Annotated in this window: 22 protein-coding genes; 10 read left to right on the top strand and 12 right to left on the bottom strand. The window is 62.9% G+C overall.

The window, feature by feature from the left end; genetic code table 11:
• The first annotated feature begins 22 nt into the window (after positions 1 to 22).
• From H9Q75_RS07320 to lepB, 3 genes are read left to right on the top strand one after another with little or no spacing between them, the layout of a single operon-like run.
• Entirely contained in the window at positions 23 to 1,120 is a 1,098-nt protein-coding gene (locus tag H9Q75_RS07320; RefSeq protein WP_186565659.1) for a metallophosphoesterase family protein, read from the top strand.
• Entirely contained in the window at positions 1,117 to 3,351 is a 2,235-nt protein-coding gene (locus tag H9Q75_RS07315) for an ATP-binding protein (RefSeq protein ID WP_186565657.1), read from the top strand. The genes H9Q75_RS07320 and H9Q75_RS07315 overlap by 4 nt, the downstream gene beginning before the upstream one ends.
• Positions 3,352 to 3,398: 47 nt before the next feature.
• Entirely contained in the window at positions 3,399 to 3,974 is a 576-nt protein-coding gene (gene lepB, locus H9Q75_RS07310) for a signal peptidase I (protein ID WP_186565655.1), read from the top strand.
• 57 nt (positions 3,975 to 4,031) lie between these two features.
• Here the strand turns inward: lepB and H9Q75_RS07305 are convergent, their stop codons facing one another.
• From H9Q75_RS07305 to H9Q75_RS07255, 11 genes are all read right to left on the bottom strand, one after another.
• Complete coding sequence (locus H9Q75_RS07305; protein ID WP_186565653.1) at positions 4,032 to 4,445, bottom strand: hypothetical protein; 414 nt, start codon at positions 4,443 to 4,445, stop codon at positions 4,032 to 4,034.
• A 144-nt stretch (positions 4,446 to 4,589) separates the two neighbouring features.
• Positions 4,590 to 5,921 carry a glucose-6-phosphate isomerase gene (locus H9Q75_RS07300; RefSeq protein ID WP_186565651.1) on the bottom strand — a complete coding sequence of 444 codons (1,332 nt, stop codon included), beginning with the start codon at positions 5,919 to 5,921 and terminating at the stop codon, positions 4,590 to 4,592.
• A gap of 143 nt (positions 5,922 to 6,064) precedes the next feature.
• On the bottom strand, positions 6,065 to 7,660 hold the full coding sequence (locus H9Q75_RS07295; protein WP_186565649.1) for an MBL fold metallo-hydrolase RNA specificity domain-containing protein: 1,596 nt from the start codon (positions 7,658 to 7,660) through the stop codon (positions 6,065 to 6,067).
• Positions 7,661 to 8,455: 795 nt separating this feature from the next.
• Positions 8,456 to 9,892 (bottom strand): pyruvate kinase, encoded by a 1,437-nt coding sequence (pyk, locus tag H9Q75_RS07290; RefSeq protein WP_243200738.1) that lies wholly within the window; start codon positions 9,890 to 9,892, stop codon positions 8,456 to 8,458.
• A 158-nt stretch (positions 9,893 to 10,050) separates the two neighbouring features.
• Entirely contained in the window at positions 10,051 to 11,259 is a 1,209-nt protein-coding gene (locus H9Q75_RS07285; RefSeq protein WP_186565645.1) for an alginate O-acetyltransferase AlgX-related protein, read from the bottom strand.
• 16 nt (positions 11,260 to 11,275) lie between these two features.
• Complete coding sequence (locus tag H9Q75_RS07280) at positions 11,276 to 12,694, bottom strand: MBOAT family O-acyltransferase (RefSeq protein WP_186565643.1); 1,419 nt, start codon at positions 12,692 to 12,694, stop codon at positions 11,276 to 11,278.
• Between the two features lie 22 nt (positions 12,695 to 12,716).
• A complete protein-coding gene (locus H9Q75_RS07275) occupies positions 12,717 to 13,781 on the bottom strand; it encodes an acyltransferase (RefSeq protein ID WP_186565641.1) in 1,065 nt (354 codons plus the stop codon).
• Positions 13,782 to 13,784: 3 nt separating this feature from the next.
• Entirely contained in the window at positions 13,785 to 14,153 is a 369-nt protein-coding gene (locus H9Q75_RS07270; protein WP_186565639.1) for a VOC family protein, read from the bottom strand.
• Between the two features lie 250 nt (positions 14,154 to 14,403).
• Positions 14,404 to 15,252 carry an L-serine ammonia-lyase, iron-sulfur-dependent, subunit alpha gene (gene sdaAA / locus H9Q75_RS07265; RefSeq protein ID WP_186565637.1) on the bottom strand — a complete coding sequence of 283 codons (849 nt, stop codon included), beginning with the start codon at positions 15,250 to 15,252 and terminating at the stop codon, positions 14,404 to 14,406.
• Between the two features lie 3 nt (positions 15,253 to 15,255).
• Complete coding sequence (sdaAB, locus tag H9Q75_RS07260) at positions 15,256 to 15,924, bottom strand: L-serine ammonia-lyase, iron-sulfur-dependent subunit beta (protein WP_186565635.1); 669 nt, start codon at positions 15,922 to 15,924, stop codon at positions 15,256 to 15,258.
• 54 nt (positions 15,925 to 15,978) lie between these two features.
• Positions 15,979 to 17,298 (bottom strand): chloride channel protein, encoded by a 1,320-nt coding sequence (locus H9Q75_RS07255; RefSeq protein WP_186565633.1) that lies wholly within the window; start codon positions 17,296 to 17,298, stop codon positions 15,979 to 15,981.
• 167 nt (positions 17,299 to 17,465) lie between these two features.
• On the opposite strand from H9Q75_RS07255, the gene H9Q75_RS07250 reads away from it, so the two are divergent.
• From H9Q75_RS07250 to H9Q75_RS07230, 5 genes are all read left to right on the top strand, one after another.
• Positions 17,466 to 18,824, top strand: coding sequence for a hemolysin family protein (locus tag H9Q75_RS07250; protein WP_243200737.1), 1,359 nt, complete (start codon positions 17,466 to 17,468; stop codon positions 18,822 to 18,824).
• Between the two features lie 239 nt (positions 18,825 to 19,063).
• The gene (locus tag H9Q75_RS07245) at positions 19,064 to 19,900 is read left to right on the top strand and encodes an ABC transporter permease subunit (protein WP_186565631.1); all 837 of its coding nucleotides are present in this window, start codon (positions 19,064 to 19,066) and stop codon (positions 19,898 to 19,900) included.
• Positions 19,893 to 20,699, top strand: a complete 807-nt coding sequence (locus tag H9Q75_RS07240) for an ABC transporter permease (RefSeq protein ID WP_186565629.1) — start codon at positions 19,893 to 19,895, stop codon at positions 20,697 to 20,699. Before H9Q75_RS07245 ends, H9Q75_RS07240 begins: the two co-directional genes overlap by 8 nt.
• 18 nt (positions 20,700 to 20,717) lie before the next feature.
• Entirely contained in the window at positions 20,718 to 21,785 is a 1,068-nt protein-coding gene (locus tag H9Q75_RS07235; protein ID WP_186565627.1) for an ABC transporter ATP-binding protein, read from the top strand.
• 35 nt (positions 21,786 to 21,820) lie between these two features.
• A complete protein-coding gene (locus tag H9Q75_RS07230; RefSeq protein WP_186565625.1) occupies positions 21,821 to 22,918 on the top strand; it encodes an ABC transporter substrate-binding protein in 1,098 nt (365 codons plus the stop codon).
• Positions 22,919 to 23,029: 111 nt separating this feature from the next.
• Here the strand turns inward: H9Q75_RS07230 and H9Q75_RS07225 are convergent, their stop codons facing one another.
• Positions 23,030 to 23,878 (bottom strand): MBL fold metallo-hydrolase, encoded by an 849-nt coding sequence (locus tag H9Q75_RS07225; RefSeq protein ID WP_186565623.1) that lies wholly within the window; start codon positions 23,876 to 23,878, stop codon positions 23,030 to 23,032.
• Positions 23,879 to 23,973: 95 nt separating this feature from the next.
• On the opposite strand from H9Q75_RS07225, the gene H9Q75_RS07220 reads away from it, so the two are divergent.
• Complete coding sequence (locus tag H9Q75_RS07220; RefSeq protein WP_186565621.1) at positions 23,974 to 25,155, top strand: M20 metallopeptidase family protein; 1,182 nt, start codon at positions 23,974 to 23,976, stop codon at positions 25,153 to 25,155.
• Positions 25,156 to 25,599 (top strand): OsmC family protein, encoded by a 444-nt coding sequence (locus H9Q75_RS07215; protein ID WP_186565619.1) that lies wholly within the window; start codon positions 25,156 to 25,158, stop codon positions 25,597 to 25,599. It abuts the gene before it with no gap.
• The last annotated feature ends 44 nt before the right edge of the window (positions 25,600 to 25,643 follow it).

Raw genomic sequence — 25,643 nt, 5'->3', positions numbered from 1 at the left:
TCAACCAGAGAGAGGAACGACTATGCTGAAGATCATCCACGGGGCGGACTTCCATCTGGACGCCCCATTTGCGGCCCTCCCCCCGGAGCAGGCCGCCCAGCGCCGGGCGGAGCAGCGGCAGCTGCTGGACCGACTGGCCGACCTGGCTGTGGAGCGCAGGGCCGACCTGGTGCTGCTCTCCGGCGATCTGCTGGACTCCGGGGAGACCTATTATGAGACGGCCCAGGCCCTCTCCAGGGCCCTGGGCCGTATTCCGGCCCTGGTGTTCATCGCGCCGGGCAACCACGATTTCTATCAGGCCCGTTCCCTCTACGCCGGGAAGCTGTGGCCGGATAACGTACATATCTTCACCTCGGTGGCCGTGGAGTCGGTGGAGCTGCCGGGGCTCGGCTGCGTGGTACACGGCGCGGCCTTCACCACCCCCAGGGCCGACCGCTCCCCCCTGCTGGGGTTCCGTGCCCCGGCGGACGGAAAAATCCATGTGATGGTCCTCCACGGGGATGTGGACAACGCGGGCCGCTACGGTCCTCTCTCCCGGGAGGACATCGCCGCCAGCGGCCTGACCTACCTGGCCCTGGGCCATGTTCACACCTGCTCCGGCCTGCAGAAGGCCGGAGAGACCTGGTGGGCCTACCCCGGCTGCCCGCAGGGACGCGGCTTTGACGAGCTGGGGGACAAGGGCGTGCTGGCGGTCACCGTCGACGGCGGACAGGTGAGCGGGGAGTTTGTCCCCCTGGCCGGCCGCCGGTACGGCGTGCTGCCGGTGGACCTGACCGGAGCGGCCTCCCCGGAGGAGGCGGTGCGCGCCGCCCTGCCCGGTGGGACGGAGCGGGACGTGTACCGGGTGGTGCTTACGGGACAGCGGGAGGAGGCGCCCGACCTGGCCGCCCTGGAGGAGGGGTTGAAGGCGCGGTTCTACCATGTGGAGCTGCGGGACGAGAGCCGCCCCCGGCGTGACCTGTGGGCGCGCGCCGGGGAGGACAACCTCACCGGGCTCTTCCTGCGGCAGCTGCGGGAGCAGTGGGAAGGGGCGGCGGACGGACAGGAGCGCGCGCTCCTGGAGCAGGCGGCCCGATTCGGTCTGGCCGCACTGGAGAATGGGGAGGACCCCTGCCTATGAAAATCAAGGAACTGCGGGCCTGCTTCGGCGGGCTGGACCATCAGACCCTGACCCTGAAGGACGGGCTGAACATCATCCAGGCCCCCAACGAGGGGGGCAAGTCCACCTGGTCGGCCTTTCTCCGGGCCATGCTCTACGGCGTGCCCACCAAGGAGCGGGACAGGCAGGGCTATCTTGCGGAGAAGAACCGCTATCAGCCCTGGAGCGGTGCGGCCATGGAGGGCGCGGCGGATCTGGTATGGCGGGGGCGGGAGATCACCCTGCGCCGGGGCCCCAGGGGGAACACGCCCTTCGGCTCCTTCGAGGGGGTATACACCGCCACCGGGGAGCCGGTGGCGGAACTGACGGCAGAGAATGCCGGGGAGCTGCTGGTCGGCGCCCCCCGGGAGGTCTTTGAGCGCTCCGCCTTTGTGGGACAGGGCAGGGCAGCCATCGACGCAGCCCCGGCCCTAGAGGCCCGCATCGCTGCGCTGGTCTCCAGCGGGGAGGAGGACGTGTCCTTCTCCCAGGTGGAGCGGCGGCTGAAGGACTGGCGCAACCGGCGGCAGCACAACAAAACCGGCCTCATTCCCAGAGGGGAGGACGAGCTGGCCGTGCTGGAGGACACCCTGGCCCGACAGGCCAGGGCTCACCGCCTGAGCGAGGAGGCCCGGCGGGAGCTGGACGAGCTGGGGCGGGAGCGGGACCTGTTGCTGCGGGAGCAGAGCGTGCACCTGGCCCGGCAGAAGGCCCTCCGGCGGCAGAAGTATGAGGCGGCTCAGGCAGCCCTGGAGCAGGCCCAGGCGGAGACGGATGCCCTGCGGGCGGAGCTGACCCGCCACGGACCGCCCCCGAACCGGGAGCGGCTGCGCCAGGCCCAGGAGGACCTGAACTACCTGAACACACTGAAGTCCAACGCCCAGCTGGCCCAGCGGCAGCTGGGAGAGGCGGAGGAGGCGGAGCAAAAGGCGCGCGCAGCCGCCGCGGATGAGCATTTTATCGGCCTGGACCCGGATGGGGCGTGGCGGCAGGCCTCCCAGGATGCGGAGGAGGCGGGAAGGCGCACCAGCTCGGGCGGAAAATATGCGGCCGCCGTGCTGTTTCTGGCGGCCGCCGCCCTGCTGGCGGGCCTGGGGATCGCTCGGGTCCTGCCGCTGCCTGCGGGCCTGGGTCTGGCCGGCGTGTGCGCCGCAGCGGGCGCTGTAGTGTTTGCGGTGGCCGCTGTCCGCAAAAAGACACAGCGCAATGTGAGGGAGGCTCTGCTGAAATCCTATGGGGCTGAGAGCCCGGACGATATTCTCAGACAGGCCAACGACTACCGGGAGCGGTGGGTGCTGGCCGCCCAGGCGCAGAAGCAGACCGAGACTGTGCGGGCCTCTCTGGAGGGACTCAATGCCCAGCGGGAGGAGTTGGCCGGGCAGCTGCTGGTCTTTGCCCGCACCTTTGCCCCTGCGGTCACCGACGTGTTTGGGATTTCGGCCGCCATCTCCCGCACCCTGAGACTGGAGGAAAAATGGGCGGTGGCCCAGGCCAGGCTGGAGGGAGCCCGCCGTCTGGCGGAGAGTCTGCCCGCACCCGAGGGGGACGGCGGGAATGCGGAGGGGCTGGAGCCCCGCTTTGATCCGGCGGAGACCGCCGCCCGTCTGGCGGCGGCGGAGCAGGAGATCGCCCGTCTGCGCAGCGCGCAGGCCATGGCTCAGGGAGAGCGCAACAGCCTGGGAGACCCGGTCCTGTTTCAGGCCCGGCGGGAGGAGCTGGGAGAGGAGCTCGCCCGCCGCCGGGCGGAATATCAGGCCCTGGATCTGGCCCTGGCAGGATTGGAGCAGGCCAACAGCCGCCTGCAGGAGCGCTTTTCCCCTGCCTTGAACCGGCGGGCAGGGGAGCTCTTTGCCGCTCTCACCGGCGGGAAATACGACCGGGTGACCCTCACCCGGCAGTTTGAGGCGCTGGGGGAGGAGGCGGGAGCCATTACCCCCCGGCGGGCCATTGCCCTGTCCCAGGGGACGGCGGACCAGCTCTATCTGGCGGTGCGCCTGGCAGTGTGCGAGCTGGCCCTCCCGGCGGAGGACCCGGCGCCCCTGGTGCTGGACGACGCGCTGTTGAGCTTTGACGACGCCCGAATGGCCCGGGCCCTGGAGGTCTTGGCGGCAGAGGGAGCCAGACGACAGATCCTGCTGTTTACCTGCCATGGCCGGGAGGCCGATTGGGCGGCGAATCGAAGGGACGCCGCCATCATTCCCTTGCAATCCTGAGCAAGAGGTCATATAATAGGCATATTCATACGAATTTATGGGGGCTGATGCCATTGGCGAAGGAAAAAGAGACCCAGGAGGAGCTATCCAGCGGAGACTCTCTCAAGCTGGATCTGTACTTTTGGCTTCAGGCCCTGGTGATGGCGCTGGTGGCCCTGATCCTGATCTTTACCATGGTGGGGCGTATCATCGGCGTGGACGGCAGTTCCATGGTGCCTACCCTCCATGACCACGACATGCTGCTGCTCCAGAGCCTGGGATACGAGCCCAAGCAGGGGGATGTGGTGGTGCTGACCAAGGATTCCTTCCTGCCCCAGCCCATTGTCAAGCGGGTGATCGCCACCGGCGGGCAGACCGTGGAGATTGACTACCGCGCGGGAACCGTAACGGTGGACGGGGTGGTCCTGGACGAGCCGTATATCAACGAGGCCATGCAGGAGCCCTATTTTGAGTCCATCACGTCCGTGGAGGTGCCCGAGGGATCCATTTTTGTCATGGGTGACAACCGCAATAATTCCTCCGACAGCCGGGACCCGCGCCTGGGCCTGGTGGATGAGCGCTACGTGCTGGGCAGGGCCCTGTTTATCCTTCTGCCGTTTCAGAATTTTGGGGCCATCGAGTGAATGGACACACAGAAAAGAGGTCCAGCCGCAAGGCTGGACCTCTTTTTATGAATAAGATCAAAAATATTTTTTAATGCCCTCGGTGGCCAGGGCGGTATCGGCGCTGATGGTGACGGTAAATTTAATGTGTTCCTTTTCGGAGAAGGCGTTCAGCCAGTCCAGGAAGTCCTCCGTGGCACAGTCGCTGACGTCAGAGGGGACGATCTTGGTCAGGCTGTCGATAAACACATGGGTAATGTCGTAGTTGCCGGCGTACAGCCCGCTGATGAAGCCCTTCAGGAAGTCATAATTGCTCATATCATAGTGGCCGGCTTCCACAAGACGGATCTTGGAATGGATGTCATAGGTTAATTTATTGCCACGCTCGATGCACACCACGTTGCCGTTCTCGCTGTGGACAGCGGAATTAATGAGTTCGATCATCTGCTTGGTTTTACCGGTACCCTTGACACCCATGATCACTCTCACCATAGTTATCACTCCTTACTTTGTCCGCCGGAGGACCTCCGGCCTGTGTAGCTTCATGTTACCATTTTTACAGCCGGATTGCAACCGATTTGCGAAAGGTTCACCAAAAATTCATGGTCGCAGGCCGCTGGGGCTGTGCTGTATGCCTCAATCCAGCCGGGCTTCCAGCTGAGCCTTGAGCTCCTCGTAGCCGGGCTTGCCCAGCAGGGCGTACATATTGTTTTTGTAGGCCTCCACGCCCGGCTGATCGAAGGGATTGACACCCAGCAGATAGCCGGACAGGCCGCAGGCGTATTCGAAGAAGTAGATCAGAGCGCCCACGCTCTCGGCGTCCCGGGCGGGAACGGTGAGGGAGAGATTGGGCACCCCGCCGTCTACATGGGCCAGAGTCACACCCCGCATGGCCTGCCGGTTGACAAATTCCAGGGCCTTGCCGGAGAGGAAGTTCAGCCCGTCCACATTGTCCGGGTCATGGGGGATGGAAATTGCAGCGCGGGGCTGGGCAAAACCCACCACGGTCTCAAACATGAGCCGTTCCCCCTGCTGAATATACTGCCCCATGGAGTGCAGGTCGGCGGTAAATTCTACGCTGGCGGGGAAGAGCCCCTTGCCCTCCTTGCCCTCGCTCTCGCCGTAGAGCTGCTTCCACCACTCGGCGAAGAAGCGGAAGGACGGCTCATAGCAGGCCAGAATCTCAGTGGACTTGCCCGACTGATAGAGGGCGTGCCGGGCGGCGGCATACTGCCAGGCGGGATTGTCCGTACCGGGGAGAGCCAGGTCATCCATAGCCTGCCGGGCGCCCGCCATCAGCGCCTGGATGTCAATTCCGGCCGCGGCGATGGGCAGCAGACCCACGGCGGTGAGGACGGAGAAGCGGCCGCCCACGTCGTCTGGGACCACAAAGGTCTCATAGCCCTCGGCATCGGCCAGACCCTTGAGCGCGCCCTTCCGGGCGTCGGTGGTTGCGTAGATGCGCCCCTGAGCGCCCTCCTTACCGTACTTTTCCTCCAGGAGGGCCTTAAAGATGCGGAAGGCCACGGCGGGCTCAGTAGTGGTGCCCGACTTGGAGATGACATTAACGGAGAAGTCCCGGTCCTTTACCAGCTCGATCACCTCGGCCAGGGCATCGGTGGACAGGCCGTTGCCGGCGAAGAAAATGTCGGGGCTGTCCTTTTTGCGCAGGTTATAGTTGGGGGAGTGGATTAGCTCCACCACGGCGCGGGCGCCCAGGTAGGAGCCGCCGATGCCCACCACCACCAGGGCCTGGGAGTCGGAGCGGATCTTTTGGGCTGCCGCCTGGATGCGGGCGAACTCGGCCTTGTCGTAATCCCGGGGAAGGTGGACCCAGCCGGTGAAATTGCCGCCCGCGCCGCTGCCGGTCTCCAACAGGGCCCGGGCATGGGCCAGAGCGTCTGCCCGGCTGTCCAGCCAGTCGGCGGGGAGAAACGGGGAGAGATTGGAACAGTCCAGTTTGAACATGGAAAAACCTCCTTGCGTCAGGGCTTGTCTCAATGCCAGTATACACCGAAACCGCCCGATTTCCTAGGGGAAAATGGAAAAATTATGGGGCAGGCCGAAAAAGAAGCCGCCCGCACCCCTGAGGCGCGGGCGGCGTATGGAGACTAGCGGTCCCACTTTTCGATGAGCGCGTGCAGCTGATCGGTAAACTTGGCCAGATCTTTGTTGGCACCGCCCCGGCTGCGGGCGATGAGCTGGAGGAGCCTGTCCCCCTCCTCCTCCAGGCGGCGGTAGGCGGGAGAGACCGGCGGCGCGGCGGCCGGCTTGGGCTGAGGCGGAATGCCCACGGCCAGCATCCGGTTGGCCAGCAGATCGTAGACCTCCTCATAGTCGGGGGCGTGGGCGGGGATGCCCCGCTCCCGCAGCGTCTGGGCGTAAAGCTCGGTGACCGCGCTGTCGCCATGGACCACAAACACCTGCCGGGGTTTGGGCTGATAGGCGTCAATCCAGCGCAGGAGGCCGTCCCGGTCGGCGTGGGAGCTCAGACCGTGGAAGTTGACGATTTTGGCCCGCACGGCGATCTCCTCGCCGAAGAGCTTGACTGACTCCGCTCCGTTGATCAGGCGGCGGCCCAGGGAGCCCTCCGCCTGGAAGCCCACAAAGAGCACTGTGGATTCCGTCCGCCAGAGGTTGTGTTTCAGGTGGTGGCGGATGCGGCCCGCGTCGCACATGCCGGAGGCGGAGATGATGACCTTGGGAGCCTTGTCCAGGTTCAGGGCCTTGGATTCCTCGCTGCTCTCAGTGATGGTCAGGCCGGGGAATTGGAACAGGGCGCCGCCCTTGAGGGCCGCGATGGCGTCCTCGTCCAGATAGCCGTGCAGGTCCCCGGAGAAGATGCGGGTGGCCTCGCCCGCCAAGGGGGAGTCCACCACCACGGTGAAGTTGGGCACCCGCTTCACCAGCCCCTGCTCCTTAATCTCGCGGATGAAGTAGAGCAGCTCCTGGGTGCGGCCCACGGCGAAGGAGGGGATGATTACATTGCCGCCGTTACCCAGTGTCTCGTCAATGATGGCGGCCAGGTCGCCGGCATAGTCGGGCTTCTCGTCCATGGCGTGGAGCCGATCACCGTAGGTGCTCTCGGTAACCACATAGTCGGCCTCGTGAATGTATTGGGGGTCCCGGATGATGGGCTGATCCCGGTTGCCGATATCCCCGGAAAAGACAATCTTTCGGGTTTCCTCCCCCTCGGTGAGCCAGAGCTCCGCGCTGGAAGAGCCCAGCAGGTGCCCTGCGTCCACGAAGCGGAGGCGGATGCCGGGCTCAATCTCCAGCTCCTGGCCATATTCGCAGGTGACCAGATGCTTGAGGGCCTCCTCCGCGTCGGCCACGGTGTAGAGGGGCTCCACCGGCGCGCGGCCGGCCCGCTTGCCCTTCTGGTTCATCCACTGGGCGTCGCTCTCCTGAATGTGGGCGGAGTCCCGCAGCATAATGGACAGAAGCTGCCCCGTCAGACGGGTGCAGTAGATATCTCCGGTGTAACCCTGCTTGTAGAGCAGGGGGATCCGCCCGGAGTGATCGATGTGGGCGTGGGTGACAATGACGTGGTCGACCTGGCCGGGGACGAAGTCCAGCTGGCTGTTATCCCGCTCATCCCGGCCCTGCTGCAGGCCGCAGTCGATGAGAATCTTTTTTCCGCCGCACTCCACGCAGTGACAGCTTCCGGTGACCGCTCTGGCCGCGCCGAAAAACGTCAATTTCATAGGGCACCTCCTTGTTTTTCTATATTGACATTGTACCCCCAAAACGCACCGGTGTAAATACCGGAGCCAGCGGGGCGCAGCTACAGGCCTTGTGCCTCTGGCGCTTGACATGGTAAAATAAAAAAAAGAACCGAAGGTATAGCGCGGCAGATCGAATACAAGCTGACGGCAAAGCGGATGACCCGAGATATTCTGGACCGGTAGACCTGCCCGGTACAGGCGCTGCCTGTGAACAACACGGGCGAACAGAAAGGAGTGTGAAATGGATTTGAGGGGAACGAATACTTGGGAGTGCGCCCGGCGGCCCTGGCTGGGAAGGGGGCTGCTCTGGGGCGGCACTGCGGTGCTGCTCCTGCTCGCGGTCCTGTTTTTGCGGTACCGGGCGCAGCCCCGGTCTATTGTTTCAATCATGGGGCTAGAGCCGGAAGAGACCGCCCTGTGCAGTGTGCTTCCAGATAGAGGATCGGGGGCGAGCACGGATTTCACCGGGGAGGAGCTGAAAGAGCTGCTCCGAATGGCGGAGACAGAACAGGTGAAGTACCTGGGCACGGATCTGTCCATCAACTCCTCGCTGGAGATCCGGGGCTGGCGGGTGTACTTTTACTGGGAAGGCGGCTCCGCCGGGGCACAGATATACGACAACGGGTATTTTGACTATGGGGGGGAGACGGTACGTCCTTGTCGGCGCTCCGTCCGATTCGGAACTGGTGGAGTTCCTCCGGGAAACGGTCCCACCATTCGTACAACAGCGCATAAAAAAGCCCTCGGCTGTCCGCCGGGGGCTTTTTTTGCAGATCAGGGCTTGTATTTTTCGCCCACCACCTGGGCTTTGATCAGGTTGGTGCTGCCGATCTCACCGATGGGCACGCCGGCAGTGATGACCACTGTGTCTCCGGGCTTGACGGCGCCCTCGCTGCGGGCCACGTCGATGACCAGGGAGAACAGCCGGTCCGTGGAGTCCACATAGCCGCACAGATAGGGGTGAACGCCCCAGGAGATGGCGAGCTGCCGCCGCGCCGCCTCCGACTGACACAGAGCCACGATGGGGCAGGCGGGGCGGAAGCGGGAAATCACCTTGGCGGTGTAGCCGCTCTGGGTGGCGGCCAGGATGGCCACGGCCTTCAGGTCCATGGCGGTCAGGCAGCAGGAGTGGGTGATGGCGTCGTTGATGGAGGAAATGTGGGGCAGCAGATTGGTGTCGCGGAAGCGGCCCCAGTAGTCGATGGCATCTTCTGCGGCCACCACGGTGTTCACCATGGTTTTAAGAGCCTCCAGGGGGTATTTGCCGGAGGCGGTCTCGCCGGAGAGCATCACGCAGGAGGTGCCGTCAAAGACCGCGTTGGCCACGTCGGAGACCTCCGCCCGGGTGGGTCGGGGGTTGCGGATCATGGAGTCCAGCATCTGGGTTGCGGTAATAACCGGTTTGCCCTGCCGGATGGTGGATTTGATCATGCGCTTTTGCAGGATCGGGACCTCATAGGCGGGGATCTCCACCCCGAGGTCGCCCCGGGCCACCATTACGCCGTCTGAGGCGGCAATGATGTCATCCAGATTGGTTACGCCCTCCCGGTTCTCGATTTTGGCGATGATGCGGATGTCGTCGCCCCCGTGCTTGTGCAGCTCGGAGCGGATGTCCTCCACATCGCTGGCCTTGCGCACAAAGGAAGCGGCGATGAAGTCAAAATCGTTCTCCACAGCGAAGGCGATGTCCTCACGGTCCTTGTCGGTGAGGGAGGGGAGCAGAATGTGCACATCGGGGATATTGATGGACTTGTTGCTGGACAGGGCGCCGCCGTTTTCCACCTCACAGAGGATGTCCCGGCCGCGGATCTCCCGGACCCGCAGCTCCACCAACCCGTCGTCCACCAGAATACGGCAGCCGGGCTCCACCTCATTGTGCAGGTTTTCATAGGTTACGGATACCCGGGTGTTGTCGCCGGGCACATCCTGGGTGGTCAGCGTAAAGCTTTGGCCCTTGGTCAGCGTGATCGGCCCCGCCGGAAAGCTCTTGATACGGATTTCCGGCCCCTTGGTGTCCAAAATGGTAGCTACGGGCGCGCCCAGCTCGTCCCTCACGTGTTTGAGCTTAGTCAGCAGAGCCTGATGGCTCTCGTGGGTTCCATGGGAGAAGTTGAAACGGGCGGCGTTCATGCCGGACAGCACCAGCTGGCGGAGGATCTCCTCACTGTCGACCGAGGGACCAAGTGTGCAGATGATTTTTGTTTTTCTCATATACAATACCTCCGTTAGGCCTGCAGTTTATATAGATATATCTGTTAAGGATGGAGTTATCATACTACAATCGGACAAAATTGAAAAGAAAAATATTTTTAAAATAAATTAAAATATTAAGTCAAGTCTAAACTGCGTTTTGGGAGGGAAGGAGCGGGCTATTCCTCCACGCTGCCCCCGAAGCGGAATAGGCTTTCCACCCCGGAGGAGCTGGCATTGTACAGAATGAGCACCAGATCTGGCTGCAGCTGCTCCACCGTCTCCATCAGGTCCCCCTGGAAGTAGCGCAGATCCACCGTAGTCAGCTGGCTGCACGACAGGGCCAGAAAGGGGGCCACGGCGCAGGAAAAGGATTCCCGCAGGAGCAGAATGCTTGGCCCGTCCGGATTTTTGTGGTTGGTCACAGCAGCCAGGGGATAGTCGCCGCCCGAGTAGTAGGTGTAGGGATTGCCGCCAAAGAGATCCCGTTGCGCCACCCGCTCCGGAAAGCAGACCGACGTGGAGAAGGGTCCGGTGCGCTCGAAGGGATAGGAGGGACAGGAGTAGGTCAGGTCTGTGTCAAAACGGGGGGTGTAGAGGGTAAAATCGTCCGTCCCGGCGTAAAGGGTGCCCACCCGCTTGCCCTGGCTGCCCAGGAAGAAGTCCTCCAGCACCTGGGTGTCCCAGCTCTCCGGGGCAGTGAGCTCCGCCGGGGTGGCATAGCCCAGGCGCTCCTCCAGCTCCTGGGCAAGAATCTGCCAGGTGAAGAAGCCGGCCTCCGGCTTCCAGTGATGGTCGGTGCGGAAGAACCAGGAGGCGTAGTCCTCCGTGGCCTCGAAGAAGGGGCGCAGGTCCAGATAGTCTGTGCCCGCCGCATCCAGGGCGGCCAGCAGGCTGTCGGCCGCCTCGTTGCCGTAGTTGTACATCCCTATGGGGAGCAGGTCGGTATTCCGCCGGAGCTTCTGGGGGGCCACTACGTAGAGGGAGGGGATGCCCCGCGCCGTCAGGGTCTGCTGGAAGGCCGCGGTTTTTTCCCCATTGCCGCTGCAGTCGGCCGGCTGGGCGCCCAGGGCGACAAAATTCAGCGCGCCGTCGTCCAGAAGGGCGACGTGGTTGCTGCCGCTCACGTCCTCCACCACCCGGCGGCCCAGCAGGCGCTGAAAGCCGCCGAAGAGCTGGATAAAGCCGTGATCCCGGTCCAGGTCCTCATTGGCAGCCGTCTCGGCGCCTCCGTCCAGGAAGGCGGGCAGCTGGGACAGGTCCCGGCGGACCAGGCCAAACTGCTCCCGCAGCGCCCCGCCCTGGATAAAGGCGGAGGCCAGCAGCCAGAAGCCCACGGCCAGAAAGGCCAGAAAGAGCACGGCGGTCAGCGTGTTTCTGCGTTTCATAATCCGTCGCCTCCTCCTAGAAATTAAAATAGATAAAGGGATTGTAGGTGCCCTTGACCACGTAGCTGGCCGAGACGATGACCACCAGGAGCAGCAGCACGGCATAGCACGCGTCCCACAGGGGGGAGAGCCGCTTCAGGCCGCCGCCGTACAGCTTGTCCCGCAGCCGGAGCGCCACAGGGGCGGAGAAAAGCACCGCTGCGGCCAGCACCGGCAGATTTTCCAGCAGGTAGAAGCAGGCCCGCTCATCCCAAAGACCGCCGCCCAGGCCGAGCATAGCCCCCAGGTAGCGACCCGCCGCCCCCAGGCTGTCCGCACGGAACAAGACCCAGCCGAAATTGACCATGGCCATGGTGAACAGCCACCGGAGGCCCGTCGGCCAGCCCCGGCCCAGATGGGCGTATTTCTCCAGCACCAGCAGCGCGAAGTAGAACAGCCCCCAGGCCAGGAAGGTCCAATTGGCGCCGTGCCAGATGCCGGTGAGCAGCCACACCACGAACAGATTGCGGATATGCCTGCCCGCCGAGGAGACCCGGCTGCCCCCCAGAGGGAAGTACACGTAGTCCCGGAACCAAGTAGACAGGGAGATGTGCCACCGCCGCCAAAACTCGGTGATGGAGCGGGAGATGTAGGGGTATTCGAAGTTCTCCAGGAAGTGAAAGCCGAACATACGGCCCAGGCCAATGGCCATATCGGAATAGCCGGAGAAGTCGAAGTAGATCTGAAGGGTGTAGCACACTGCGCCCAGCCAGGCCAGGCCGACAGAGAGCTGTCCCGGCTCCAGCGCGAAGGCCCGGTCGGCCACCACGGCCATCTGGTTGGCGATGAGCACCTTTTTCCCCAGGCCCGCCGCGAAGCGGCAGACGCCGGCGGAGAAATCCGCCCAATTCTCCCGGCGGTCGTCGATCTCCCCGGCCACAGTCTCATAGCGGACGATGGGGCCGGCAATGAGCTGGGGAAAGAAAGAGATGTACAGCCCCACCTTCAGGGGAAAGCGCTGGGCCTGCCCCCGGCCCCGGGCCACGTCCAGTACATAGGACAGGGCCTGAAAGGTAAAAAAGGAGATCCCGATGGGCAACTCGATCACAGGGACGGTCAGCCCGGCGCCCAGCTGATTGGCGATGCCCAGCACAAAGACCAGGTATTTAAACACAAACAGTAGCCCCAGATTGACCGCCACGGCGGCAGTCACGGGCGCCCGGGCGCCCCGGCCCGCACGTTTCGCGCGGGCCACCCACAGACCAAAGACGTAGTTGATCAAAATGGAGCCTATCATCACCAGCACAAACCAGGGCTCCCCCCACGCGTAAAAGAACAGGGAGGCGGCCAGCAGAAAGACGTTCTGCCCCTGACGCCAGCGGCGCAGAGGCAGATAGTAAATCAGCAGCACCAGAGGGAGAAATGCAAAGAGGAAAATGGAACTGGAGAACAGCATAGGGTCAAACACTCCTCGGTCATCAGGTTAGATAGCGACCCAGAAACGGGATCTTGGACAGAGCCCACGCCACGGCAAAGGAACACAGAAACACCACGGCGGTGAGCACGGGCACGGAGAGAATGGGGGAAAAGGACAGGGGGGTAATGCCAAAATGGCGCAGGAGCATGATAAACAGGTCATGGACCAGATAGATGCCGAAGGAGATCCGGGCGACGCCGGACATCCGCTGCCGCCGGGAGCGCTCGTCACTGACGCCCAGCACATAGCGGAAAAGCACAAAGACCGCCACAGACATGAGGGCTACATTGGGGCTGTCGTAATTATAAAAGGTATGGGCCAGCCGTCCCTGAAGCTGAGAGCGCACCAGGGTGCCCCCCACGGTGACCGCCGCACCGGCGATCCCCAGCAGGTAGATCAGAAATTCCGCCGGGCGGCTGAGGGTGTAGGCCTTGAGATAATAGCCCAGCACATAATAGCCCACATAGCCCAGCACCAGATGGATGTTGAGGTAGCCTACATAGGTGGAGAGGGTCTGGCTGGGCCGGATGCGCAGAATCGTAGGGATAAGGCTGGCAAATACGAACACCACCAGGAAAAAATAGCGGAAATCCGACCGGCTGGCTCCCCGGACAAAGGCGCGGAGAATGGGCGTAACCAGATACAGCCCGATAATCATGTAGAGAAACCACAGGTGGTAGTGGGTGTTGCCCAGCAGAACGCGGTATAGGGCGGCCTTGACGGCCGGCCAGTCCAGAGGACCGCCGGCGGCCACGGCCGCCACTAGGGCATAGATCACCGCCCATACCACCAGAGCTACAAAAATACGCAGGATATGGTGGAAAAACAGCTTGCCCAGAGTCAGCTCCCGCTTGGGGTCCAGCAGAAACATGCCGGAGAGCATGATAAACACCGGCACACACCAATGGGCCAGCCCGTCATATACGGTGAACACCCGGAACGCGGAGGAGGTGACGCCCACGCTCTCCATCTGAGAGCCGGCGATGTGGACAACGATCACCGCGATGACAGCGACGGAGCGCAGCAGGTCGGCATAGGCCAGACGGCCGTCAATGGTTTTGGCCATGGCTTACTTCTCTGCGGGGACGATCTCGATCCAATAGCCGTCCGGGTCCTGGATAAAATAAATGCCCATGTCCGGGTTTTCAAAGCAGATGCAGCCCATGTCCCGGTGCCGGGCGTGGACGGCCTCAAAGTCGTTCGCGGCAAAGGCCAGGTGGAACTCCTCGTCGCCCAGGTCGTAGGGCTCGGTCCGGTCCCGCAGCCAGGTCAGCTCCAGGGAGAAGCCACTCTCCCCGTCGCCCAGATACACCAGCCGGAAGGAGCCGTCCCCGGCCTCCTTCTCCCGGACCACCTGCAGGCCTAAAGCGTCCCGGTAGAACGCCAGCGAGCGGGACAGGTCCAGCACGTTGAAATTAAAATGGTTGAAACGCAGCATAAGATCACCTCATCAATACTCTCCGTGAGTATACCATGCGCTCCGGGGCCCAGGCAAGCCCCCGCAAACGAGGAGGCCTGCGGCTTCCAATTGCGTTTGGCGCGGGGTGTCGTTCTCCATGGAGTGCACCATTCCGCGGGGCCCCTTTTTCTTTTGACCTGCGCGGCGGAAATAAATTCCGCCTTGCGCCAAGGTTTTGCGGGCAAAAACCTTGGACGCGCCACCTGGCGCGGGGCGTCCCCCTGCCCGCCTACATGGATTCTGCGATTCTGCGGCCGGTGGGGGTGGCGGCCAATCCGCCGTTGCCTGTCTCCCGGAGCGCGGCGGGCATGGCGTCGCCTACGGCACGCATGGCGTCGATAACCTCGTCGCAGGGGATGGCGCTTTTGATGCCGGAGAGGGCCAGCTCCGCACAGGAGAGGGCATTGACCGCGCCCATGACGTTGCGGTTGACGCAAGGGACTTCCACCAGACCGGCCACCGGGTCGCACACCAGTCCAAGGGTATTGGACAGGGCAATGGCACAGGCATGGGCCATCTGTTCACCCGTGCCGCCCATGATGTGGACCAGGGCTGCGGCGGCCATGGCGGAGGCGGAGCCTACCTCGGCCTGACACCCCCCCTCCGCCCCGGCGATGGAGGCCCGGGTGGCAATAACCTGCCCGAAGCCGGCGGCCACATAGAGGGCCTGAACGATCACTTCATCCGGCAGTACGTCCCTGCGTTGGAGCGGGAGAAGCACGGCGGGCAGCACACCGCTGGCCCCCGCCGTGGGGGCGGCCACAATGCGGCGCATACAGGCATTGCACTCCCCGTTCCGGACCGCGGCGGCGATGATCTCCCGCACAAAGGGGCCGCACAGGCCGGGACCGGGGCCCTCCAGCCTGGCGGCGTTGCCTCCGGACAGGCCGCTGGGCGAGCGCCGGGCGGGATCGTAGTCAGCGGCGGCGGACTGCATGGCCGACCACAGGCCGGCCATTCTTGCCCAGCTCTCCTCCCGCTCCGAGCCGCGGTCCCGGCAGTCGTCCTCCAGCACCACCTGCCACACCGGCGCGTCCCGGGCGGCCAGCAACAGGCTCTCCACAGATTGAAAGGCCATGACTCAGCTCTCCTCTCCCATGTTCAGATAAACCACCCGGACAATCCCCGGGCAGCGGCGCAGCCAGTCCACCAGGGCGGCGGGGATGGGCTGGTCGCTCTCAATCACCATGACCGCCAGCCCGCCTCGGCGGTCCCGGTAGAGCTGCATGGCCGCGATGTTGACCCCGTGGTGGCTGAGCAGGTTGGCCACCTCGGCCACATGGCCGGGGCGGTCCTCATTGCGGATGATGAGGGTGGGAAGGTCGCCGGTAAAGGAGGCCTCCAACCCGTCAATGGAGCAAACCTTCACCCGGCCGCCCCCCAGGGAGGAGGCCACCACTTCCAGAGCCCGACCGTCCGGGGCGGTCACCCGCAAAAGCACCGTGTTGGGGTGGACGCCCCGCAGAACCGTCTTGCCCAGCTCCAGGGAGAGGCCGGCCTCCTGCGCCAGCTCAAAGCTGGCGGGCAGACGGGGGTCGTCGGGCCCCATGCCAAGCAGTCCCGCCACCAGAGCCCGGTCGGTGCCGTGCCCCGCGCCGGTGGCGGCAAAGGAGCCGTGGAGCAGCAGCTGGGCCGCCACCGGCTGAACGCCAAGCAGCCGGCGGGTAATCAGCCCGATCCGTGCCGCCCCCGCCGTGTGGGAGGAGGAGGGGCCCACCATAACGGGACCCATAATGTCAAAAATGTTCATGCCGACCTCCTTAAAAAGGTGTTCCCCGGGGGACCGCGCCCCGGCGGGACCTGGCTAGGGCTCCCTGTGCTGGTTGGCCTTCTGGTCGATAAACTCGGGGCGGAGCTTGGAGTAGACGATCTTCTGCTCGCTGTAGAGGCCATAGTAGCCCGAGAGCATGTAGGATACGGCGATTGACACGGCGAAGAGACACAGGCTCTGTCCGGAGAGCATGCCGCTGCTGCTCCCACCGAAGAGCTCCAGGGCCAGCAGCAGAGAGGTGAGGGGACAGTTGGTCACGCCGCAGAACACGCTTACCATGCCCAGACCCGCCCCAAAGGAGGGGGAGAGCCCCAGCAGGGGGGCGGCGGTACAGCCGAAGGTGGCCCCGGTAAAGAACACGGGGACAATCTCGCCCCCCTTGAAGCCCGCGCCCAGGGTGACGGCGGTGAAAAGCATTTTCAGCACAAAGGCCTCGGGCCGGGCCTGGCCGGCCACAGCGGTGTGGATCACACCGGCCCCCGCACCGTTGTAATCAAAGGTGCCCGGGTTCCACAGCCAGACCAGCGCCGTCAGGGCGATGACCAGGCCCCCGCCTACGGCGGCGCGCACCAGGGGGTGGGGGAGGAAGCGGTCATAGAGCCTGGGGGCGGCGTGCATGATCCGGCAGAACAGAATAGACAGCAGCGCGAACAGGACCCCCATCGCAAGCGCCTGCAGCAGCGTCAGGGGGCTGAGGCCGGGGATGCCGCTCAGCGTAAAGACCGTGGGCGCCACGCCGAACAGCTGGGCCACCCAGACGCCGATGACGGCAGAGAGCACGCAGGGGACGATGGCCGCATAATAGAGCACGCCCACGCTTACCACCTCCATGGCAAACATGGCGGCGGTAAGGGGGGTGCCAAACAGAGCGGCAAAACCGGCGGCCATGCCGCACATGGTAATAATTCGGCTGTCCTTGTCGTCCAGGCGCATCCACCGGCCGATGGAGGAGGAGATAGAGCCGCCGATCTGGAGAATGGCGCCTTCCCGGCCGGAGGAGCCGCCCACCAGGTGGGTGATGACTGTGGAGAGAAAGACCAGCGGCGCTGTGCGCAGCGGGAGGGCTGCGTTTTCCCGCACCGCCGCTAGGACAAAATTGGTGCCCCGGTCCTTCTCCATGCCGCATACCCGGTAGAGCAGCACAATGGAGACGCCGCCCAGGGGCAGCAGACCGAGTAGCCAGGGGCGGGCTGTGCGCAGATTAGTGACAGCGGTAAGGGCATAAGAGAAACCGGTGCCCACACAGCCGACCACCAGGCCGATAACAGCGGCGAAGAGCAGCCATTTCAAAAAGGTGCCCGGATGGGCCAGCAGGGCGCGCAGCCGGCTGTTTCGTTCTTGGGTCGTATCCATTGCTTTGACACACTCCATTGTAAAATACCTGCAGGGCATGGGACAAGCATGGATATTATAGCATACCTAAAAACTTTTTTCTGCATTTTGGTAGATTTTTTCCTGCGCTGTGATATACTAATTACTAATTTCCAAATTCCGTATTTTTATTTTAAGGAGGAATTTTTTTGCAACCCCCATTATGGCCGCAGCTGCTCTTACAGGTGGTGCTCATTGCGCTTAATGCCTTTTTTGCTGCCGCAGAGATCGCCGTGCTCTCCCTGAACGAGGCGGCAGTACGCCGTCAGGCAGAGGAGGGAGACCGGGTGGCCGCCCGGCTGGTGAGGATTGCGCAGGCGCCCACCCGATTCCTGTCCACGATTCAGATCGGCATTACCTTGGCTGGATTTCTGGGCTCCGCCTTTGCGGCGGACAACTTTGCCGGCCGGATTACTGCGTGGGCGGCTGGGCGGTATGAGCTTGCAGCCCCGGCAGAATCCGCTGTGCATACTCTTTCCGTGATCCTGATCACCATCATTCTCTCCTACTTTACCCTGGTCTTTGGCGAGCTGGTGCCCAAGCGGGTGGCCATGCAGAAGGCGGAGCAGGTGGCCCGCTTTGCCAGCGGCGTGGTAAATATCCTTGCTGCGGCCATGCGCCCGCTGATCTGGCTGCTGACCATCTCCACAAACGGCGTGCTGCGCCTGATACATATCGATCCAAACGCACAGGACGATAAGGTATCGGAAGAGGGCATCCGTATGATGGTGGACATCGGCGAGGAGCGGGGCGCGATTGAGACAGAGGAAAAGGAGATGATTGAAAACATCTTCGAGTTCAACAATATGAACGCAGAGGATGTTATGGTCCATCGCACCGACATGGTCATGCTCTGGGCGGAGGACTCAGCGGAGGAGATTGCCAGGACCATTGAGGCCTCCGGCCTCTCCCGGTTCCCGGTCTATGAGGAAGACGCGGACGATATTATCGGCATTTTAAACACGCGGGACTGGCTGCTGAATGAACGCGCCAGCGCCCCCAAGCCCCTTCGGGAGTTGCTGCGTCCGGCCTATTTTGTGCCCGAATCGGTGCGCACGGACGTGCTGTTCCGGGATATGCAGAGCCGAAAGGTGCATCTGTCCATTGTGGTGGATGAATATGGCGGAACCGCCGGACTGGTGACCATGGAGGACCTGCTGGAGGAAATCGTGGGCAATATCTACGACGAGTTTGACCCTCAGGAGGATCAGGAGATCATCCCTGCGGGGGAAAACCTGTGGCGCATTGCCGGTTCCGCCGAGCTGGAGGACGTGGCGGAGGCGCTGGAGCTGGAATTTCCGGAGGACGAGGAGAGCGAAACCCTCAGCGGCCTGGTTCTGGCCCAGCTGCCCATGATTCCGGAGAACGGGAGCCACCCGGAGGTGGACGCCTACGGCCTGCACATTCGGGTGGAGACACTGGCCGATCACCGGGTAGAGTGGGCGCTGGTTTCCAGGCTGCCCCCGGAGGAGCAGGGGGAAGGACAGCCGTCCCGGGAGGAGAGATAGGATAAAACAGCAGGGCCTGCCTCGTGAGGGCAGACCCTGCTTTCCGTAAAATGACGTCGGAACTCCGGCCGGAGATCCGAACTTTGCCGGATTTGACAGAATGGCAGTGTCGCTCTTGGTTTCCAAAGTAAAAATTGTAGAATGAAGGCATTGACTTGGGAGAGACGGATGGCATACAATATTTGCTGCAAGTAATGTGTATGTGAGAAGGGGACATTTGCCCGCGGGAGGTTAAAAACGTGCAGCGGAAAAAGGGAATTTTACTTCTGGCGGCGCCGTGTGCCATTGTGCTGCTGGTCCTGTTCATCATCCCAATGGTCTACGTGCTGGTGAGTACGCTGCGGGAGGATGGCCTGAAATATTTTGTCAAATTTCTGACCGATACCTTTTATCTGAAGATCCTGTGGGACACCATTTTGATCTCCGTGGAGGCCACGGCGATCTGCCTGCTGGTGGGCTATCCGGTGGCCTATTTCCTGGCCCGTACCAAATCGAAGATCAAAAATCTTCTGCTGATCGCCACTGTGTTTCCCTTTCTGGTCAGCGCCGTGGTGCGTGCCTACGGCTGGATGGTGGTGCTGGGGCAGAACGGGCTGCTCAACCAGTTTCTCCAGGCCGTCGGGCTGATCGACAAGCCCCTGGAGATCATGTACACCTACAAGGCGGTGCTCATCGGCGTGGTGCACCTGCTGCTGCCCTATATGATCCTCTCCATCACCAGCGTGATTCAGAGCATTGACGAGAATATTGAGTATGCCGCCAATTCCCTGGGGGCCAGCCCGGTGCAGACCTTCCTGAAGGTGACGCTGCCCCTGAGTACCCCAGGCATTGTCTCCGGCTGTATCTTGGTGTTTACTCTGTCCATGACCTCCTATGTCACCCCTAAGCTGCTGGGCGGCGTCAAGTTCCGCATGATGAGCACCATGGTCAACCAGGAGGTCAACGTCAACTTTAACTGGGGCTTTGCCTCAGCCATCAGCTATATCCTGCTGTTCTGCATCCTGGTATTCCAGATTGTGGCCACCATGGCCACCAGCGGGACCCTCAAGCGCCTGGGAGGTGCCAAGAATGCGTAAGAAAGAAAAAGGGCGGGTGAGCCCGCTGCCCGTGGTGGTCACCGTGCTGGCCTATTTCTTTATCCTGCTCCCCCTAGTGGTGGTCATCCTGGCCTCCTTCAGCCCCACGCCGGTGCTCAAATTCCCGCCGGAGGAGATCTCATTTAAGTGGTATGCCAATATTTTCAGCACCTCAGGGAAATTTGTCAGCGGGTTTGTCAACAGCATTGTCATCGCCCTGGTGGCCACGGTGATTGATATATTTCTGGGTGTGACTGCATGCCTGAGCGTGAGCAAATACAATTTCAAGCTCAAAAACGTCTTGGTCAACTTTTTTACCTCGCCCATGTTCATTCCCTCCATCACCTTCGCCTTTGTACTGCTGCAGTTGTTCTCCGGCATCAAGGGAATGCCCGCTTGGAGCAAGATTCTCATCGGCCATATTGTGATTATCCTGCCCTATATTGTGCGCAACACACTGGCCATCCTCTCCAGCTTCGACTGGACGCTGGAGGACGCGGCGGCCAGTCTGGGCGCGGGCCCGGTGACCACCTTTTTCAAGGTGACCCTGCCGGTGATCAAGCCCGGCGTCATGGCGGGGGCCCTGCTGGCCTTCCTCTACTCCTTTGACGAGGCGGTGGTCAGCTCCTTCCTCACCAACGCCAAATTCTCCACCCTGCCTGTGCGGATCCTGAACTATATGGAGTTCTCCTTTGATCCCACCATCGCCGCCATTTCCACCATTCTGATTCTGGGCTCTCTGGCGCTGATGCTGATTATGGAACGGGTAGTAGGCCTGGATATGTTCCTGAAAACCTGACGCTGGAGGCACAAGAGCATGGCTTATCTTGAAATACGAAATCTGACCAAAAAATTCGGCGACTTTACCGCGGTCCATGACGTCACCCTGGATGTGGAGCGGGGCGAGATGATTGCCCTGCTGGGGGGCAGCGGCTGCGGCAAGACCACGATTCTGCGGATGATCGCCGGGTTTACGGCGCCCTTCTCCGGCTCCATCGCCATTGACGGGAAATCCATGGCGGGCATCCCTGCCCACAAGCGCAACGTGGGTATCTTTTTCCAGAACTACGCGCTGTTCCCCCATATGACGGTGTTTGACAACGTGGCCTTTTCCCTGAAGCTGCAGAAGCTGCCCAGGGAGCAGATCTCGGCCAAGGTCAACGGCATGCTGGAGCTGGTGCGCCTGACCGGCATGGAGAAGCGCTTCCCCCGTGAGCTGTCCGGAGGACAGCAGCAGCGGGTGGCCCTGGCCCGCGCCCTGGTGATGGAGCCCGCCCTGCTGCTGCTGGACGAGCCGCTGAGCAATCTGGACGCCAAGCTGCGGGTGGAGATGCAGGTGGAGATCAAGCGTATCCAGCGGGAGCTGGGAGTGACCACCATTATCGTCACCCACGACCACGAGGAGGCGGTCTCCCTGGCGGACCGGGTGGTGGTGATGAACGCCGGACATATTATGCAGATCGGTACCCCCGACGGGGTGTTTGACTACCCGGAGAACCCCTATGTGGCCGACTTCATGGGCTTTACCAACCTCTTTGACGGCACGGTGGCCGCCGTGGACGGGGAGACCGTTACCGTGACGGACACCAACGGGAACCAGTTCCGGGCGCATGACCGCTTCCATACCGGCTTTGCCGCCGGGGACGCGGTGCAGCTGGCCATCCGGCCCGACAACATCCTTCCGGCGGACGGCCCTGGGGAGAATGTGGTCACGGGCACCATCCAGAACGTGACCTATAAGGGCGTGGTCAGCCGCATTGACGTGGAAGGCGTTTTAAAAGACGCGCTGCTCCATATCAATATCCACAATTATGACAGCGGGAAGGCGGGCGCACGCATGGATGCGAAGCTGCCTGCGGACAAGCTGCTCATATATAAGAACTGACAGGCAAAACGAACGTATTTTTAGGAGGAAAGAATATGAAAAAGCTGCTCTCTCTGATTCTGGCGGCCGCCATGGCCGCCATGCTGCTGACCGGCTGCTCCAGCGACAGCAAGGAGCCCGCCGGCTCCAGCAATACCCCCGCGCCCAGCTCCGGCGCACCCGCTGGCGAGCCCACTGAGCTGGTTGTGGCCACCTGGGGCGGCACTACCGGCGCCGCTCTGAAGGAGATCGTCGCCCCCTTTGAGGAGGAAAACAACTGCACCATCATCATTGACGAAACCGCCGGCAACTCCGACCGCCTCAACAAGATCCGCGCCCAGAAGGACGCCCCCGAGATCGACGTGGCCTTTCTGAACGACAGCTTTGCCGTCATTGGCAACGAGGAAGGGCTGTTCGCGGAAATCGACACCTCCATTGTGGACAACCTGGACCAGCTGTACGACTTCGCCATTGTGGACGAGGGCTACGGCCCCGCCTATTCTGTCACCTCTTACGGCATCATGTACAACGCCGACACGGTGGAGAATCCCCCCAAGAGCTACAAGGAGCTCTTTGAGGGCGACTATGAGGGCCGCGTGATGATGCCCGACATGACCGGCACCGCCGGCCCCATGATTGCCGTGGCCCTGGTGGAGGATCTGGGCGGCACCCAGGAGGACATCACCCCGGCCATTGACTTTATGGCCGCCAACAAGAAGAACATCGGCCTGTTCTACGCCAGCGGCTCCGACGTGATCAACGGCTTTACCACCGGCGAGTGCGACATCGCCGTGTTTATGGATATGTTCCTGCCCATTCTGCAGGCCTCCGGCGTCAACGTCCAGTGGGTGGACGCCGAGGAGGGTAACTTCTCCAACATGACCACCATCAACGTGGTGGAGGGCTGCGCCCATCCGGAGCTGGCCCAGAAGCTGGTCAAGTATATGCTTGAGCCCGAGACCCAGGCCCTGGTGGCCGAGAAGGTCAGCGAGGCGCCCGTGAACAAGAACGCCACCATCACCGAGGAGCAGGACGCCTACATGGTGTACGGCGAGGACGAGGTGGCCAACCTGAAGACCTTTGATTTCAGCTATATCAACTCCGTCAAGGCCGACTGGATCGAGCTGTTCCAGAAGAACGTCACCACCGGCTGATCCATTTGCAGCGCAAAAGAGGGCTGCCGGGAGACCGGCAGCCCTCTTTAGGTCGTGGGGGATGGAGCCCGCCCGGCTCCGGGCGGCTCTTTTTTGACAGGGAAACTTGTGCTATACTGTGAGGGTGAGCCGGTCCCCGGTGGAAAAGGGCGTGTAGGCCGGACAGGCGCGTGCGAACAGCTCCATGGCGCTGGGGCCGGTGCAGTGGCAGGCGGCCAGGGTGCGGATGGAGGAGGCGTTTACGTACTCCGCGGTGCGCTCCGCCCGGGTCAGGGGCGAGGGGGCCAGATGGGTGCCCCCCACATAGGCCAGAACCGGCAGGCCCAGCAGCGCCTCAGCGTGGGTGCAGATGTTGACCAGCCCGCTGTGGGCACACCCGGTAAAGACCGCTAGGCCCGTCTCCCCCCTAACTACCAGGGCCAGCTCGTCCCGGTAGTCGTCCACCCGGAAGCCGGAGCCGGTAAAGACCAGGTCCGCGGGGTCCATGGGCTCGAACCGGCAGGCCCGCCGGAAGCCGCTGAGCAGGTAGAGCTCCTCCCCGGGGAAGGGCTGGAACACAGGCTGGGCCAGGGCCCGCAGCAGTACGCCGTGGCGCAGCAGATAGGGCGCGTCCAGCCCGCTGGAGGTGGGGTAGTAATAGCCGTCGCTGTCGCCCTTGTCCCACCAGCGGTCGGTGAAAAAGTCCCGGTGGACATACAGGGGGGCCTTCAGTCCGCCCGCCTCTACCAGACGGCACAGGCCCAGACAGTGGTCGTAGTGCCCGTGGGAGAGCACGGCGGCGTCCACGCCCTCCAGATTCACCCCCAGTCGGGCGGCGTTATCCGCAAAGGCGCCGGAGCTGCCCGCGTCAAAGAGAATGCGGCGGCCCCCGGCCTCCACCAACAGGGACAGGCCGAATTCAAAGGCCAGCTCCGGGTTTGCCGAGCGATTTTCAATGAGTGCGGTCACGTTCACATCCATAAGAAACCCTCCACACGTACAAAATAGCTACAGCCATTATAAAATAAAATTCCGCGGGGCGCAACGGGAACCCGCCGGAGACAGGAGTGTGCAGTTTGAATATTCAGGCGCTCAAGCAGGAGACAGACCAGCTTTTCCCCCAGATCGTCCAGTGGCGGCGGCATCTCCACCGCCATCCGGAGCTCTCCTTCCAGGAGACGGCCACCACCGCCTATATTGAGGCGCAGCTGAAGGATCTTCCGGGGGTGGAGCTCTCCCGACCCACCAAAACCGGGCTGGTGGTCCGCATTAAGGGGGGACATCCCGGCCGCCGGGTGGCCTTCCGGGCGGACATCGACGCACTGCCCATCACCGAGTGCAACGACCTGGAGTTTGTCTCCGACACCCCGGGCGTCATGCACGCCTGCGGGCACGACGGGCACACGGCCATGCAGATGGCCTTGGTGACCCTGGCCTCCCGCCACCGGGAGGAGCTGTGGGGGGAGCTGGTGTGCATCTTCCAGCACGCGGAGGAGCTGCCCCCTGGCGGGGCCGCCGAGCTCTATGAGGCTGGGGTCATGGAGGGGGTGGACGAGCTGTACGGCTGCCACCTGTCCAGCAATTTCCCCACCGGTACCTTTGGGGTGCGCGCCGGGGCCCTCACCGCTGCCACCGACCGCTTTGACATCAAAGTGCTGGGCAAGGGCGGGCACTCCTCCATGCCGGAGCTGTGCGTGGACCCCATCGTCACCGGCGCGGAGATCATCACCGGCCTGCAGACCGTGATCGCCCGCAACATCCGGGCCCTGGACCCGGCGGTGCTGACGGTGTGCCAGGTGTCCGCCGGGGACGCCTACAACATTATCCCCCAGGAGATGACCATCACCGGCTCCGTGCGCACCTTCTCCGAGCAGGTGCGGCGGGAGATCCCCGTGCTGGCCGAGCGGATCGCCCGGGGCGTCTGTGCCGCCAATGGGGCGGATTGTGCGTTCTCCTACGAATACGGCTACGCCACCGTGGTCAATGATGAGGCCCTGACCCGGGGCGTGGAGGAGGGCCTCGCCGGCTGGTTCGGCCCGGAGAGCATACTCCATATCGAGCCGGTGATGCCCGGGGAGGACTTCTCCGCCCTGCAGAAGGACTGCCCCGCCTGCTTTGTGGAGATCGGTACCCGGGACGCGGCCAAGGGGACGGACAAGCCCCACCACAACCCGGCCTACCGGATGGACGAGGAGGGGCTGCGCTTCGGCGCGGGCCTGCTGGCGTCCATCCTGGCAGCCCGGCTGGGAGGGAAATAAATGGCCACGCTGAAGGTACACGCCCGGGCGGGCGCCTCCACCAAAACCCATATCCAGGCGGGAAAGCACGAATTCCTCATTGACGAGCCAGTGCTCTTTGGCGGGGAGGACGGGGCCCCCAGCCCGGTGGAGATGCTGCTGGCCGCCCTGGCCGGGGCGCTCAATGCCATCGGTCAGTATACGGCAAAGGAGATGTCCATGCCCCTGCGGGGCCTGGACATCCAGATCGAGGGAGAGTGCAATGCCGACTGCTTTTTCGGCAAGTCCTTTGAAGAGCGGGCGGGTTTCCAGACCATCCGGGCCGCCGTCACCGCGGACACCGACGCCCCGGAGGAGCTGCAGGCGCGCTGGCGGGAGCAGGTGCTGCTCCGCTGCCCGGTGCTGGATAATCTGCGCGTTCCGGCCAAAGTGGAGGTAGACTTTGCCGCCGGAGGCGTTGTATAATGAGACAAGGAACTATTTTGGTTGTCCGCAACCTGCTTGTAAAG

It is taken from the genome of Lawsonibacter celer (assembly GCF_014281125.1).
Taxonomy (GTDB): domain Bacteria; phylum Bacillota; class Clostridia; order Oscillospirales; family Oscillospiraceae; genus Lawsonibacter_B; species Lawsonibacter_B celer.
This window is presented reverse-complemented; position numbering and strand designations above follow the sequence as displayed.

Coding starts and splice junctions, on each gene's coding strand:
- H9Q75_RS07320 (WP_186565659.1), top strand. CDS start 23: ATGCTGAAGATCATCCACGGGGCGGACTTCCATCTGGACGCCCCATTT.
- H9Q75_RS07315 (WP_186565657.1), top strand. CDS start 1,117: ATGAAAATCAAGGAACTGCGGGCCTGCTTCGGCGGGCTGGACCATCAG.
- lepB (WP_186565655.1), top strand. CDS start 3,399: ATGCCATTGGCGAAGGAAAAAGAGACCCAGGAGGAGCTATCCAGCGGA.
- H9Q75_RS07305 (WP_186565653.1), bottom strand. CDS start 4,445: ATGGTGAGAGTGATCATGGGTGTCAAGGGTACCGGTAAAACCAAGCAG.
- H9Q75_RS07300 (WP_186565651.1), bottom strand. CDS start 5,921: ATGTTCAAACTGGACTGTTCCAATCTCTCCCCGTTTCTCCCCGCCGAC.
- H9Q75_RS07295 (WP_186565649.1), bottom strand. CDS start 7,660: ATGAAATTGACGTTTTTCGGCGCGGCCAGAGCGGTCACCGGAAGCTGT.
- pyk (WP_243200738.1), bottom strand. CDS start 9,892: ATGAGAAAAACAAAAATCATCTGCACACTTGGTCCCTCGGTCGACAGT.
- H9Q75_RS07285 (WP_186565645.1), bottom strand. CDS start 11,259: ATGAAACGCAGAAACACGCTGACCGCCGTGCTCTTTCTGGCCTTTCTG.
- H9Q75_RS07280 (WP_186565643.1), bottom strand. CDS start 12,694: ATGCTGTTCTCCAGTTCCATTTTCCTCTTTGCATTTCTCCCTCTGGTG.
- H9Q75_RS07275 (WP_186565641.1), bottom strand. CDS start 13,781: ATGGCCAAAACCATTGACGGCCGTCTGGCCTATGCCGACCTGCTGCGC.
- H9Q75_RS07270 (WP_186565639.1), bottom strand. CDS start 14,153: ATGCTGCGTTTCAACCATTTTAATTTCAACGTGCTGGACCTGTCCCGC.
- sdaAA (WP_186565637.1), bottom strand. CDS start 15,252: ATGGCCTTTCAATCTGTGGAGAGCCTGTTGCTGGCCGCCCGGGACGCG.
- sdaAB (WP_186565635.1), bottom strand. CDS start 15,924: ATGAACATTTTTGACATTATGGGTCCCGTTATGGTGGGCCCCTCCTCC.
- H9Q75_RS07255 (WP_186565633.1), bottom strand. CDS start 17,298: ATGGATACGACCCAAGAACGAAACAGCCGGCTGCGCGCCCTGCTGGCC.
- H9Q75_RS07240 (WP_186565629.1), top strand. CDS start 19,893: ATGCGTAAGAAAGAAAAAGGGCGGGTGAGCCCGCTGCCCGTGGTGGTC.
- H9Q75_RS07235 (WP_186565627.1), top strand. CDS start 20,718: ATGGCTTATCTTGAAATACGAAATCTGACCAAAAAATTCGGCGACTTT.
- H9Q75_RS07230 (WP_186565625.1), top strand. CDS start 21,821: ATGAAAAAGCTGCTCTCTCTGATTCTGGCGGCCGCCATGGCCGCCATG.
- H9Q75_RS07225 (WP_186565623.1), bottom strand. CDS start 23,878: ATGGATGTGAACGTGACCGCACTCATTGAAAATCGCTCGGCAAACCCG.
- H9Q75_RS07215 (WP_186565619.1), top strand. CDS start 25,156: ATGGCCACGCTGAAGGTACACGCCCGGGCGGGCGCCTCCACCAAAACC.